The 13468-nt window shown below is 73.4% G+C and carries 10 protein-coding genes; 2 read left to right on the plus strand and 8 right to left on the minus strand.

Annotated features, from left to right (window positions below; all coding sequences use genetic code 11):
• Positions 1–39 precede the first annotated feature (39 nt).
• The 4 genes from RV983_RS11175 to RV983_RS11190 all read right to left on the minus strand — a co-directional run bounded on the left by RV983_RS11175 (position 40) and on the right by RV983_RS11190 (position 6508).
• Positions 40–1485, minus strand: coding sequence for an aldehyde dehydrogenase family protein (locus RV983_RS11175; protein ID WP_475985644.1), 1446 nt, complete (start codon positions 1483–1485; stop codon positions 40–42).
• Between the two features lie 88 nt (positions 1486–1573).
• Entirely contained in the window at positions 1574–3112 is a 1539-nt protein-coding gene (locus RV983_RS11180) for a PucR family transcriptional regulator (protein WP_475985645.1), read from the minus strand.
• 319 nt (positions 3113–3431) lie between these two features.
• Entirely contained in the window at positions 3432–3668 is a 237-nt protein-coding gene (locus tag RV983_RS11185) for a hypothetical protein (protein WP_475985646.1), read from the minus strand.
• 527 nt (positions 3669–4195) lie between these two features.
• Positions 4196–6508: a type IV secretory system conjugative DNA transfer family protein gene (locus RV983_RS11190; RefSeq protein ID WP_475985647.1), complete on the minus strand. Its 2313-nt coding sequence runs from the start codon at positions 6506–6508 to the stop codon at positions 4196–4198.
• A 191-nt stretch (positions 6509–6699) separates the two neighbouring features.
• Between RV983_RS11190 and gabT the strand changes: the two genes are divergently transcribed.
• Together gabT and RV983_RS11200 are read left to right on the plus strand one after the other, a co-directional pair.
• Entirely contained in the window at positions 6700–8031 is a 1332-nt protein-coding gene (gene gabT / locus RV983_RS11195) for a 4-aminobutyrate--2-oxoglutarate transaminase (RefSeq protein ID WP_475985648.1), read from the plus strand.
• A 355-nt stretch (positions 8032–8386) separates the two neighbouring features.
• Positions 8387–9010, plus strand: a complete 624-nt coding sequence (locus RV983_RS11200; RefSeq protein WP_475985649.1) for a phosphatase PAP2 family protein — start codon at positions 8387–8389, stop codon at positions 9008–9010.
• Here the strand turns inward: RV983_RS11200 and RV983_RS11205 are convergent.
• The 4 genes from RV983_RS11205 to RV983_RS11220 form a co-directional block, all read right to left on the minus strand.
• On the minus strand, positions 8982–10487 hold the full coding sequence (locus RV983_RS11205) for a CoA-acylating methylmalonate-semialdehyde dehydrogenase (RefSeq protein WP_475985650.1): 1506 nt from the start codon (positions 10485–10487) through the stop codon (positions 8982–8984). The two genes, RV983_RS11200 and RV983_RS11205, sit on opposite strands and share 29 nt — an antisense overlap.
• A gap of 100 nt (positions 10488–10587) precedes the next feature.
• A complete protein-coding gene (locus tag RV983_RS11210) occupies positions 10588–11280 on the minus strand; it encodes a nucleotidyl transferase AbiEii/AbiGii toxin family protein (RefSeq protein ID WP_475985651.1) in 693 nt (230 codons plus the stop codon).
• A 103-nt stretch (positions 11281–11383) separates the two neighbouring features.
• Positions 11384–11854 carry a hypothetical protein gene (locus RV983_RS11215; protein WP_475985652.1) on the minus strand — a complete coding sequence of 157 codons (471 nt, stop codon included), beginning with the start codon at positions 11852–11854 and terminating at the stop codon, positions 11384–11386.
• A 168-nt stretch (positions 11855–12022) separates the two neighbouring features.
• A complete protein-coding gene (locus RV983_RS11220) occupies positions 12023–13417 on the minus strand; it encodes an NAD(P)/FAD-dependent oxidoreductase (protein ID WP_475985653.1) in 1395 nt (464 codons plus the stop codon).
• Positions 13418–13468: the final 51 nt, after the last annotated feature.

Genomic DNA, 13468 nt, shown 5'->3' on the forward strand with positions numbered 1-13468 from the left:
CGCACCGCACATGCGCCCCGGCCGCTGGAGAGGGTCGGTCTACAGGGCGAGCCCGGTCAGCACGAGGACCCGCTCGTAGGTGTAGTCGTCCATCGCGTACCTGACGCCCTCACGTCCGACACCCGAGTCCTTGACGCCGCCGTAGGGCATCTGGTCGGCACGGTAGGAGGGCGCGTCGCCGATGATGACCCCGCCGACCTCCAGCTCCCGGTGGGCACGGAACGCCGTCTGCAGATCGTGCGTGAAGACACCGCTCTGGAGGCCGAACTTGGAGTCGTTCACCACGGCGAACGCCTCGTCGGTGCCGTCGACCCTGTGCAGCGACAGCACCGGGCCGAAGACCTCCTCGGTGGCGATGATCGCGTCGGCCGGCAGCTCGGCCAGCACGGTCGGCTCGTAGGCGGCGCCGTCGCGCGCGCCGCCGGTCAGCAGCTTCGCACCCTTGGCCACGGCATCCTCGACCCAGGACTCCACGCGCCGGGCGGCGTTCTCGTCGACCAGCGGGCCGACGTCGGTGGCGTCGTCCGACGGGTCACCGGTGACCTGGGCCCTGACCTTGGCCACGACCTTCTCCGCCAGCCGGTCGTAGACCGCCGTGTCCGCGACGACCCGCTGCACGGAGATGCAGGACTGGCCGCCCTGGTAGTTGGCGAAGGTCGCGATGCGGTTCGCGGCCCACTCCAGGTCCTCCTCGGAGGACCAGTCGGCGAGGACGACGGCGGCGGCGTTGCCGCCCAGCTCCAAGGTGGTGTGCTTGCGCGGCACCGAGTCCATGATCTGGTAGCCGACCCGGTCCGAGCCGGTGAAGGAGACGACGGGCAGACGCACGTCCTGGACCAGCGCCGGCATCCGGTCGTTGGGAACCGTCAGCACGCTCCAGGAACCGGCCGGCAGGTCGGTCTCGGCCAGGATCTCGCCCAGGACGAGGGCCGACAGCGGGGTCGACGGCGCCGGCTTGAGGATGATCGGGGTCCCGACGGCGATCGCCGGGGCCACCTTGTGGGCCACCAGGTTGAGCGGGAAGTTGAACGGCGCTATGCCCAGCACGCTGCCGCGCGGGAAGCGGCGGGTCAGCGCGAGACGACCCACACCGCCCGCGTCGGTGTCCAGGCGCTGCGCCTCGCCGCTGTTGAAGCGGCGCGCCTCCTCCGCGGCCCAGCGGAACACCGAGACGGCACGGCCGACCTCGCCTCGCGCCCACTTGACCGGCTTGCCGTTCTCGGCGGTGATCAGCCGCGCGATCTCCTCGGTCCGCTCGGCCAGCCGCTTGGACACATGGTCCAGAGCGGCGGCGCGCACGTGTGCCGGAGTCGCGGCGAACTCCGCCTCGACGGCCTTGGCGGCCGCGACCGCCTCCTCGACCTGGTCCTCGGTCGGCACGCCGACCGAGGCCACGACGCTGCCGTCGTACGGGTTCACGACATCGAAGCTGTCCTCGCCGGTGACCGGGCGGCCGGCGAGCCAGAAGGCGGTGGAGGTGCTCATGCGGACACCGTAGGACGGGCGGCACCCGGACGGGCTTGTCCACGGCGGAGTACGGACCTGGCGCGATGTGCCGTTTCGGCACGCGCCATCAGCGCCCGGCGGCCTTCAGGGCGAGCCACAGCTCCATCCGCACGTCCGGGTCGTCCAGCGAGCGGCCCAGGATCTCTTCCACGCGCCGCATGCGGTAGCGCAGTGTGTGCCGGTGCACGCCGAGATCGGTCGCGGCGGCGTCCCACTGGCCGTGCCGGGACAGCCACGCCTGAAGCGAGGCGACCAGATCACCGCGGGCGGTGGCGTCGTGCTCCCGCAACGGGCGGAGCAGCCCGTCCGAGAACGCCCGCACGGCGTCCTCGCTCAGCAGCGGCAGCACCGAGCCGGAACCGACCTCGTCGTGCTCGACCAGGCTGCGGCCGCGGCGCCGCGCGACCGCCAGCGCCCGCTCGGCCTGCTCATGGGCGCCGGGCACGGCCGCGGAGCCGACCGCGGCGGACAGCCCCGCCACGAGGTCGTCGTCGCTGTCGATCGCCGCCAGGCACGCGGCGAGCACCGCGCCGTCGGCCGAGGCCAGGACCGTCAGCCGGTCGCCGTCGCGCACCGACAGCACCGGCTCCGCCGCGCGCAGCGCCGCCGCCTCCACCCGTTCGGCCAGCAGGCCCACGGTCTCACCGGCGGCCGCCAGGGGCTCGGCCACCAGCACGCGCACAGGCGCCTCCAGCAGACCGCCGTACAGCCGCCCCGCCACCGTGCGGGCGTGCTCGGCCTCCCCCACGAGCAGCATCCGCAGCAGCGCGCCGCCGAGCCGCTGCTCGGTGTCCTGCAGCGCGCGGGACTGCTCAAGGGACAGCGTCAGCAGCGCCACGGCAGCGTGCACGATGTAGCGGGCGGACGTGTCCAGGCGCTCCTCCGTCCCCACCGCGAGGAAGCCGCGCGGGCGGCGGCCCGTGCCCAGCGACTGCAACTGCACCCGGTCCTCCGTGCCCGCCGGGCCCGCCACGGCCGCGCTCGCCGGTGCGGGCTTCCCGCGCAGCCGGTCCACCTCGTCGGCCAGCCGTGCGGCACGGCGGCCCGCCCAGTCCGGAGCGGCGGCCACCACGGCGCCCGACGCGTCGTACAGCGCCGCCCAGCCGTTCAGCTGCGCCGCCAGCCGGGCCAGCAGCGCGCTCGTCCCGTCCGGCGCCAGCGCGGCCCGGGTCAGCTCCCGCTGCGCCTCGAAGCCGGCCGTCACCGCCTTGTACTGGTCGGCGGCTATCGCCGCCGACACGGCCTTGCTGATGGCGATGAACGGCGTCTTGCGCGGCACCTCCAGCAGCGGCAGCCCGTGCGCCTCCGCCGCCTCCACGAGCGCCTCCGGCACGGTGTCGTGACTCAGCCCCACGCCGAAGCCCAGGCCGACGACGCCGGCCCGCGCCAGGCGGCTCACGTACTGCGCGAGCGCGTCCGGCGACCCCATGTCCAGCTTGAGGCCGGTCGTCAGCAGCAGCTCCCCGCCCTCCAGGTACGGCGCGGGGTCGTCCAGTTCGCTGGTGTGCACCCATCGGACGGTCGCCTCGTCCACGTGGCCGCCTCCGGCGAGGGCGGTCAGCTTCAGGGCGGGGTTCCGCAGGAGGGCGCTGAGGGTTGGCGGCACGGTCTTTTTCTCCATCGCGGAGTGCGGTCTCTTCCGATTCTGCCTCACCGTATACCTGCGGCGCCGCCAGGTTTTTCCCCGCCCGCGCTCCCCCCAACCTTCGGCCGGGGGTGCGCCCAGCCCTGTGACGTCAGGGCGCCCCGACGCGCGTATGTGGGTGGGCCGGGTCCGGGGCCTCCGGGGCCGGTCATGCGCCTGATCCCCGGTGGGGGGTGGGGGGCGGTCGTGGCCCAGGCCATACGTCGACGCAACGGGGCCGGGCAGGGAGTGATCACTCACCGGCGCGAGAGGGATCGACCCGCAGCGTTGTGAATGCGGCTCATTGGGGGCCACCAGGGTCAGTGAGCGCCTGCTGGTAGTCCGAGGCGGTCACCGATTTCATGGCCTCCCTCGACCGCGGGCACTCGTCGACCATCGACAGCGGTTGGCGCGCGATCGCGGACGAGGCGCCGGCCTGGCTGCGGCAGCAGATCCTGGAGTTCGTCAGGGCGTGCAGGTCGCGGTCGATGTCCGCGGCTGCGAGGGCATCGCGGTCCGGCGTGGCGGGCCGTCTCATCGGTGGATCTCGGTGCAGGCCGCACGGCTGTGGTTGTCGACGGCGGCGTGGACGTGGCCGAAGCCCATGCTGCTGCGCTGTGCCGGCTCCGGCCGGTCTGTCGGCCGTGGATGGGGCTCCGGCCGGGTTTCCTCACGTCGATGTGGGTCGGCTCGCCGGGCCGGTCCGGGTGGGTCAGCCGGTTCGCGCCATGGCGTGTCGGGGGCGGACGACCCGACCCCGTCGCGCCGACGGATGGCCTGGGCCACGACCGCCCCCACCCCCCACTGGGGATCAGGCGCATGACGAAACCTGAGGGGGCGGGGGTGTTGGAGGCACCCCCGGCCGGAGGCTGGGGGAGGGTGGGCGTTCTGGACGCTGGAGCATACGTGGGTGCACCACCCCAGTGCGCAGATCAGGGCCCTGAGGCACCGAAATGTGCTGTCCAGAATGGCCGGCCCCGGAGGCCCCGAACCCGGCCCCCACAACAACGGGCGCCGGGGCGCGTGACGTCACAGGGCACCCGGGAGGGCGGGCGGGGAAAAAACCTACGACCGGAGGTCGACCAGGACGGGGGGTGCGTGCTCACCGTCGACGGCCGTCAACGACAACACCGCATGCCCCGCAGGGACCACGTGGGCGAGGTCCGACGCGGACCACCGCTCGCGTTCGACCTTGCGGACCGTGATGGACTCCGCCGTGACCGCTTTGCCCGTGACGAGCCGCCGCACGGTGTGCAGCACGCGTGTGAGGGGTTCGTCCGCGATGATCTGGCGGTTGGTGACGTCCTGGACGTCGACCCATTCCTTGCCCCAGACCTCCGCGAAGCGGGCCCCGTCCCAGGCCGTGACCCCGGAGAGCGCGGCGCGGCAGCCGACCGCGCCGAGGAGGGCGGCGCGCAGGGGCTCGGGCACGTCGTCGAGGGTGCGGAGGGTGAGGACGGCCCCGGCGTTCGCGGAGCGCATCCGCTGGAGGCCGCGTACCGATTCCGCGGTGACGGTGTGGGAGGCGTCGTCGAGGACGAGGCAGGCGAAGAGGGAACGGTCATGCCGGGCCACGGCGCACTCGGCGAACTGGGCGAGGACGAGCCGCGCGAGGATGCGGGAGACCTCGGCGTGGCCGCGTTCGGGGAGGTCGATGCGGACCCGGAGGGGGTGTTCCAGGCCGCGCAGGGAGAACGGGTGGCTGCCACCGGTGGTGTCGAAGAAGCCGGCGAACGCGGGACGGTCGAGGAGGGCGATGCGGTCGGCGAGCAGCGGTCCAGCGTCGCCGGGGCGGGCGGACTGGCGCTCGCGGGCGTCGAGTTCGCGCAGTTGGGCCAGCGCGGCGGGGCCGCGGTCCTGGAGAGCGGTGCGCAGGGCGGCCAGCGCCGCGGGCGTGCCGTCGAGAAGTTCGCGCAGTTCGGGGACGGAGGGGAAGCGGCCGTGGGCGGTGTGGAAGGGCCCGAGCAGCTGGGCGAGCGCGGTGGCGGCGCGCCGGCTGTCGCCGCCGGGGAGTGCGGCGGCGAGGTCGCCGACCAGGGCTTCGGCGAGGAAGCCGGCGGCCTCGTCAGGGTCGCCGGCCCCGCCGTACAGGTCGAGGTCGTACGCGGAGTCGGGGCGGCCGATCTTGACGACGACGTCGAAGGACTCGTCCGGGGCGAGCCGCGCTCCGTCCGTGCCGACCACGACGACCGCCGCCCGCCCGGCGAGGGCCTGGAGGCACATGAACTCGAGGACCGGCCGCACGATGCGCACGGTCTTGCCCGAGCCGGGCGGTCCCACGGCGAGCAGGGAGGTGCCGAGCACGGAGGCGTCGAGGGCGAAGCCGGCGGCGCGGTGGGTGCGGGGGTTGCGTTCGTCCTCGGAGGCGGTGCCGATGCGGACCTGTCCGGCGAGCAGGTCGTGCAGGGCGGCGCGCACCGGCAGGTCGCGGGCTCCGCTGGGGTGGGCGCAGGCGGCGGCGCCGTAGCGGAGCACGGTGTCGGTGAAGGCGGGGAGCCGGCCGGGCTCGGACCGCACCGACTGCCAGGCGCGGGCCAGCCGCGCGAAGTCGACGTCGTTCATGTGCCCGGCGCGCGCATCGCCGGCGAGCCGGTCCGCGGCGTCGGCGGCGCCGCCGTCACGCAGCGCGGGGAACTCCGCCGGGTCCTGCCGGGGGTCCGCGGGCGGGCGCGCGGAGGCGGCCGGATCCTCCTCGCGGGCCCGCTGGAGCGGGGCGGAGATGAAGCGCCGCCACATCTCGGGCCAGCGGCCGAGCCGGGCGAAGAAGATCAGCAGGGCGCCGCCGATGAGCGCGTAGTAGAGGTACGAGGCCCAGGCGTAGGCGGTCTGGTTGCCGCCGGCGTGACGCCAGGAGTCGGGGGTGACGGCGAGCAGGGGCCACAGCCAGTAGCTGCCGAGGTAGCCGTTCCACAGCAGCGACCACAGGAGCCAGCCGCCGAGGAAGGCGATGACGGCGCCGCTGACGAGCTGGCGGCCCGGCACGGCCTCGGGGTCGTCCGCGGGCCGCGGACGGTGGCCGTTGCGCCATACGCCGGGCTCGGCGGCGGGGCGCGGCGCGCGCAGCCAGGCGACGAACCCGGCGCCGTCGGGGCCGGCGGGCGGGGTGGCCTCCGGGGGCGCGGGCCAGCCGCCGGAGGCCGGGCGGGCGCCGGGGGCGGAGGTGGGCGGCGGGGGCGTGCCGGTGCGCCCCTTCTCGGTGGCCGGGCTGCGGCCGCCGGGGTCGCCGGGTCCGGGCCGCGCGCCGGGGACCGGGGGCGGTCCCGAGGGCACGGGTGGGACGCCCGGCACCGGCCGGGCGCCCGGAACTGGCGGTGTGCCGGGGCCCGTACCGCCGGGCGGAGGCGCCGCAGGCCTCCCGTGTGTACCGTCGATGTCCATCGCGTGTGCCACCCCTCGCAGGTCCGCACTCAATGTAGTCGAGCGGCCACCCGGGTCCGAAGGATCTTGGCACGCTCATGTCCGTCACGTCGAAGAGTCCTCGTACAGTGCGCCCCCGCGGAGTGTGCGGGGTACCGCCGTACGGGCTTAGCCTGCGGGAAAGGACAACGGTTCGAAGGAGTACGCCCGCCATGACCGATCTGGCCCAGGAGCGCCGCCTCGTCACCCCGATCCCCGGCCCCAAGTCGCAGGAGCTGCTGGCGCGCAAGGCTGCTGCGGTCGCGAACGGCGTCGGTGTGACCCTTCCCGTCTTCGTCACCCGAGCCGGCGGCGCCGTGCTGGAGGACGTGGACGGCAACTCGCTGATCGACTTCGGTTCCGGTATCGCGGTGACCTCGGTCGGCAACAGCGCGGAGGCGGTCGTGCGGCGCGCCTCGGCGCAGCTCGCCGACTTCACCCACACCTGCTTCATGGTGACGCCGTACGAGGGCTACGTGGAGGTCGCCGAGGCCCTCAACGAGCTGACCCCGGGCGACCACGAGAAGCGCACGGCGCTGTTCAACTCCGGTGCCGAGGCCGTCGAGAACGCGGTGAAGATCGCCCGCGCGTACACCAAGCGCCAGGCCGTCGTCGTCTTCGACCACGGCTACCACGGCCGCACGAACCTGACGATGGCGCTGACGGCGAAGAACATGCCGTACAAGCACTCGTTCGGCCCCTTCGCGCCCGAGGTCTACCGGATGCCGCTGGCCTACCCGTACCGCTGGCTGACCGGCGCGGAGAACTGCGCGGAGGAGGCGGCCGCCCAGGTGATCGACATGATCGCCAAGCAGGTCGGCGCGGAGAACGTGGCCGCGATCGTGATCGAGCCGATCCTGGGCGAGGGCGGCTTCATCGAGCCGGCCAAGGGCTTCCTGCCGAAGATCGTGGAGTTCGCGCGCGAGAACGGCATCGTCTTCGTCGCGGACGAGATCCAGACGGGTTTCTGCCGCACCGGCGAGTGGTTCGCGTGCGAGGACGAGGGCATCGTCCCCGACCTGATCACCACCGCCAAGGGCATCGCCGGCGGTCTGCCGCTGGCCGCCGTCACGGGCCGCGCGGAGATCATGGACGCCGCGCACCCGGGCGGCCTGGGCGGCACCTACGGCGGCAACCCGGTGGCCTGCGCGGCCGCGCTCGGCGCCATCGAGACGATGAAGGAGCTGGACCTCAACGCCAGGGCCCGCCGCGTCGGCGAGATCATGCTGGGACGCCTGCACGGCATGCAGGAGAAGTTCGACGTCATCGGCGAGGTCCGCGGCCGCGGCGCCATGATCGCGGTGGAACTGGTGGAGCCCGGGACCAGGACCCCGAACGCCGCCGCGACCGCCGCGCTGGCCAAGGCCTGCCACGCGGAGGGCCTGGTGGTCCTGACCTGTGGCACCTACGGCAACGTGCTGCGCTTCCTGCCCCCGCTGGTGATCGACGAGGACCTGCTGAACGAGGGCCTGGACATCATCGAGAGCGCGTTCACCCGCCTGTGACCAGGCGTTTCCCCGGTGCTGGGGAACCCCCGGCACACACGGTGAAGAAGGTGTGCGGGCCTGATGGCGGGAGGGTGCAACCCCTGTCTGACGCCTCGCCCGTGACGTACGGTTTCCGCAGATGGAAGAAACACCCCGTCTGCGGAAGTCCGCGGGCGACACTGTGCCGGTGACTCCCCATCACCGGTACAGCAGTGCCCTCGCGCACACCGCCGAAGCCTCAGGCTCCGGCAATCCTCGCCGATCGGTCGGCCGCTTGCCCCAAACCCCCCGGGGCGGGCGGTACGGCGATCGTTCTGGCCGCCCCGGAACTCTCCCCCCTGTTCCGGGGCGGCCAACTTCTCTGCTGATCGTCGTGTGCACGGCGCTCTTCGGACTGCTGACCTGGCAGGAGGCGGTTCGCGGGCGCCTGCTGGCGTGGGACGGGCCGGTGCGCACCGCGATCGCGGGTCCTTCCGTACGCCCGGCCGGGGCCGCCTCGCCCCTCGCGCAGTTCCTCGCCGACCTGGGCAACGCGCAGATCGCCGTGCCGGTACTCCTGAGCGCAATGGTCTATACCATGTGGCGACTCCGGCGGGCCGGACTCCCCCGCTGGTGGCTGCCGGCGCTCGCGTACGCCCTGGCGATGGTCGCGGTCCCCGTGCTGGTGAGCCTGCTCAAGCCGCTGATCGGCCGGGCCGGGCCCGGCTCGCTGACCCTCTCCCCCGGCTACCCGGGGCTCTACCCCTCCGGCCACGCCGCCACCGCCGCCGTCGCGTACGGGGGCGCCGCGCTGCTGCTGGCGCACTTCCTCGTAGGTGCGGCGGCACGGCGGCTGCTGGGTGCGGCCGCCGTGCTGCTGAACGCTGCGGTGGGGGTCTGTCTGGTCCGGTGCGGCTACCACTGGCCGCTCGACGTCGTGGGGAGCTGGCTGCTGTGCGCCGCCCTGCTGCCGGGCGCCGCCCTCGCGGTCAGTTGTTGGTCGGGAAACCGAGGTTGATGCCGCCGTGGCTCGGGTCGAGCCACCGCTGCGTGACGGCCTTGCCGCGGGTGAAGAAGTGGACGCCGTCCGGACCGTAGGCGTGGGTGTCGCCGAAGAGCGAGGCCTTCCAGCCGCCGAAGGAGTAGTACGCCACGGGCACCGGGATCGGCACGTTGATGCCGACCATGCCGACCTCGACGTCGTGCTGGAAACGGCGCGCGGCGCCGCCGTCGTTGGTGAAGATGGCCGTGCCGTTGCCGTACGGGTTGGAGTTGATCAGCTCCAGGCCCTCGTCGTAGGAGCCCACGCGGACCACGGACAGGACCGGGCCGAAGATCTCGTCGTTGTAGACGGACATGCCGGGCTTGACGTCGTCGAAGAGGGTCGGGCCGAGCCAGAACCCGCCCTCGGTGTCGTCGCCGGTGACACCGTGCGCGCGGCCGTCCACGGCGAGGGTGGCGCCGTCGGCGAGGCCCGCGTCGAGGTAGGACGTCACCTTGTCGCGGTGGGCGCCGGTGACCAGGGGGCCCATCTCGGAGCCGGCGTTGCAGCCGGGGCCCATCGTGAGGCCGGCCATCCGCTCCTTGATCTTCCCGACCAGCTCGTCGCCGATCGGGTCGACCACGACCAGGACGGAGACGGCCATGCAGCGCTCGCCCGCCGCGCCGAAGCCGGCGTTGACGGCGGCGTCGGCGGCGAGGTCCAGATCGGCGTCCGGCAGCACCAGCATGTGGTTCTTTGCACCGCCGAGGGCCTGGACGCGCTTGCCGTAGCGGGTGCCGGTCTCGTAGACGTAGCGGGCGATGGGGGTGGAACCGACGAAGGAGACGGACTTGATGTCCGGGTGCTCCAGGAGGCGGTCGACGGCGACCTTGTCACCGTGCACGACGTTGAAGACGCCGTCGGGCAGCCCGGCCCGCTTCCACAGCTCCGCGAGGAAGTTGGCGGCGGACGGGTCCTTCTCGGAGGGCTTGACGACGACCGTGTTGCCCGCGGCGATGGCGATCGGGAAGAACCACATCGGCACCATGGCCGGGAAGTTGAACGGCGAGATGATCGCGACGGGGCCGAGCGGCTGCCGGATGGAGTAGACGTCGATGCCGGTCGAGGCCTGCTCGGTGAAGCCGCCCTTGATCAACTGGGGGATGCCGCAGGCGTACTCGACGACCTCCAGGCCGCGGGCGATCTCACCGAGGGCGTCGGAGTGCACCTTGCCGTGCTCGGAGACGATGATCGCGGCCAGCTCGTCGCGGTGGGCGTTCAGCAGCTCCCGGAAGGCGAACAGCACCGTGGCGCGCTTGGCGACGGAGGCGTTGCGCCACTCCTTGAACGCGGCGGCGGCCGCGCCGACCGCCTGGTCGACCTCGGTGATCGCCGCGAAGTCCACCCGCCCGGTGACGGCTCCGGTCGCCGGGTCGTACACGTCGCCGTGGCGCTCCGCGGTACCGGCCCACGCCTGCCCGGCGATCCAGTGCGTGATGTGCTTGTCCGTCACGGCTGTTCTCCCTGTCGTCCTTCGCGTCCTCTCCCGCCAGTCTCGCCAGTGCGCGAGGCGGGCCTCAAGCACCAATGTGTCGGCGGCCGAGGCGTTCCCTTTACATGTCGTACAGATCGTCGGGGCGCTCCATCCCCTCCATGAGGTCGAGCCGGATGTCCTGGGCCCAGGCGAAGGCCCAGCGCTTGAGCTCGGCGGCCTCTTGGGCCTCCAGGCCGCGGGCGGCGTAGGCGCGGTCGTCGGCCTCGACCAGTTTGTCCAGGCGGTCGGCGAGCGCTCCGGGCTCGAAGTCCTCGTCGCGGCGCACCGCCATGGACAGCAGTTCCCCGGGGGCGAACCACGCGGTCATCGCCCGGACGTCGACGAGGTCGCCCGGCAGGGCGCGGTCGACGAGCGCGGCCACCTTCAGCGCGGCGCAGTCCTCCAGTGCGACGGCGGGCACCGGCCGCGACAGGCCCAGACCGATCAGGACCGGGGGGTGCGACAGCGGCTCCTTGGCGACATGGACGGTGTACGCGAGCGCGCCGGGGAGCGCCGCGGTGAACTGCGCGGAAAGCGGGGTCCGGGGCAGGTCGGCCACCTCGTAGCCGGCGGCGGTGCACGCGGCCTCAAGTGCCGCCGCGATCCGCCCGACGGAGGTGGAGCTGAAGGTCACCAGGTCCAGGTGGCGCGAGGGGGCGCCGCGCAGCCCGTGGGCGTGGACCGCGTGACCGCCGGCGAACGCCAGACCGTACGGCTCGCAGACGGGCAGCACGGTCTCGACGAACGCGGCGTGGCCCGGCGCGAGTCCCACGTCAGGCCGCCGCCGTCGGGTGTGCGGACCGGGTCGTGGCCCGGTCGCGTTCCGTCGGGATCATGGAACCAGTGTCGCGCACCGGGGCCCGCGCCCGGCCGCCTCACTCTTCCGTGTCGCGGGGACGGTGCACCGCGAGGTGCGCGGCGGCCTCGTGCATGGCGAGCTCGAGCACACCGGGGTCGGTGAGGTGGCCGGTGCCGTCCGGCGGGACGAGCCAGCGCACACCGCCGGTGGCCCGGCCGGGGTAGGGCACGACGATCCATGTGCCGTTGCCCGCGGTGCGCACCCCGGTGCCGATCCAGCGGGCGGCGGTGCCCGGTGGCACGAGGAAGCCCATGCGGGAGTCGCCGAAGTCGGCCAGGACCGGGCCGGGCCGGTCGACGAGCCGGGTCAGCACGTCGAGGGTGGGGTAGCCGAGCTCCCCGGTGAGGATGAGGAGGTCCCAGAGCCGCCCGGCGGGCAGGAGCGTCACCCCGAGGGGGTTGCGCTCCCATTCCCACCGGGTCGTCTCGGGGTCGGGTGCCACGGAAACCAGCCATTCGACCGCGCCGCGCGCGCCGGTGCCGACCATGCCGGTTCCTCCGTTCCGTGTGTGTGCGTTCATGTCTGTCACACGGTGAGAGCGGCGCGACGGCCGATCATTACGCGAGTTTTCGGATCTTTCGGCGGTGATTCCCGTCACAGTCCGCCGGCCGGGCTCCGGGGCGGCCCCGGAAGGCCCGGGTCGTCCCTCGCGCTCTCAGCTGTCGAAGCCGAGCCCGAGCCGGTCCATCGTTTTGAGCCACAGGTTGCGGCGGCCCGCGTTGCGGTCGGCGCGGCCCAGCGACCACTTGGTCAGCCCGATCCCGGCCCAGGCCAGTGGCTCGGGCGGGAAGGGCATCGGCTTGCTCCGCACCATCTCCAGCGCGGTGCGCTCGGTGGACGCCCCGGCCAGCAGGTCGAGCATCACGTCGGCGCCGAAGCGGGTCGCGCCGACGCCGAGACCGGTGTAGCCGGCGGCGTAGGCGACCCGCCCGTCGTGGGCGGTGCCGAAGAAGGCGGAGAAGCGCGAGCAGGTGTCGATCGCGCCGCCCCAGGCGTGCGTGAAGCGGACGCCCTCCAACTGGGGAAAGCAGCGGAAGAAGTGCCCGGCCAGTTTCAGGTAGGTCTCCGGGCGCTCGTCGCGCGCGGCGTCCAGGCGCCCGCCGTAGGGGTAGATGGCGTCATAGCCGCCCCACAGGATGCGGTGGTCCGCCGTCAGCCGGAAGTAGTGGAACCGGTTGGCGCTGTCGCCGAGTCCCTGGCGCCGCTTCCAGCCGATCGCGCCGAGCTGCCCGGCCGTCAGCGGCTCGGTCATCAGGGCGTAGTCGTAGACCGGGACGACATAGTGGCGCACGCGCTTGACCAGCGACGGGAAGACGTTGGTGCCGAGCGCGACGTGCCGGGCGAAGATCCGTCCGTACGGGGTGCGGACGGCCATGCCGGAGCCGTTGCGGGCGAGCCCGGTGGCGCGGGTGTGCTCGTAGACCCGCACGCCCAGCTCCTCGCAGGCGCGCTTGAGGCCCCAGGCCAGCTTGGCCGGGTGGAGCATGGCCACGCCGGTGCGGTCCCACAGACCGCCGACGAAGGTGGGCGAGTCGACCTCGGCGCGCACCTGGTCACGGTCGAGCACCTCCAGTTCGACGCCGTGCAGGGCCGCCTCCTCGGCCGCGGCGCGCAGTGCGTCGAACTGGTAGGGCTCGGTGGCGACGTCGATCTCGCCGGTGCGCTCGAAGTCGCAGTCGATGGAGTAGCGGGCGACCGCCTCCTCGATGCCGTCGAGGTTGCGGTTGCCGAGCTCCTCCAGTGCGGCGAACTCGCCCGGCCAGCGGGCGAGTCCGTTGGCCAGGCCGTGGGTGAGGCTGGCGGCGCAGAAGCCGCCGTTGCGGCCGGACGCCGCCCAGCCCACCTCCTTGCCCTCGACGAGGACGACGTCGCGCCGCGGGTCGCGCTCCTTGGCCAGCAGCGCGGTCCACAGCCCTGTGTAGCCGCCGCCGACCACCAGCAGGTCGCCGTGCTCGTCGCCGACGAGGGCGGATCCCGCCCGCGGCCTGCCGGGGTCCTCCAGCCAGTACGGTGTCGGCTGCGCGTCGGCGAGCGAACGGGCTGGATCCATGGGTTCTCACACCTTTGGGATGCGGGGCCGGGGCCGGCACAGGTCGTGGCC

The organism is Streptomyces sp. RLA123 (assembly GCF_056270165.1).

Coding starts and splice junctions, on each gene's coding strand:
- RV983_RS11175 (WP_475985644.1), bottom strand. CDS start 1,485: ATGAGCACCTCCACCGCCTTCTGGCTCGCCGGCCGCCCGGTCACCGGC.
- RV983_RS11185 (WP_475985646.1), bottom strand. CDS start 3,668: ATGAGACGGCCCGCCACGCCGGACCGCGATGCCCTCGCAGCCGCGGAC.
- RV983_RS11190 (WP_475985647.1), bottom strand. CDS start 6,508: ATGGACATCGACGGTACACACGGGAGGCCTGCGGCGCCTCCGCCCGGC.
- gabT (WP_475985648.1), top strand. CDS start 6,700: ATGACCGATCTGGCCCAGGAGCGCCGCCTCGTCACCCCGATCCCCGGC.
- RV983_RS11215 (WP_475985652.1), bottom strand. CDS start 11,854: ATGGTCGGCACCGGCGCGCGCGGCGCGGTCGAATGGCTGGTTTCCGTG.
- RV983_RS11220 (WP_475985653.1), bottom strand. CDS start 13,417: ATGGATCCAGCCCGTTCGCTCGCCGACGCGCAGCCGACACCGTACTGG.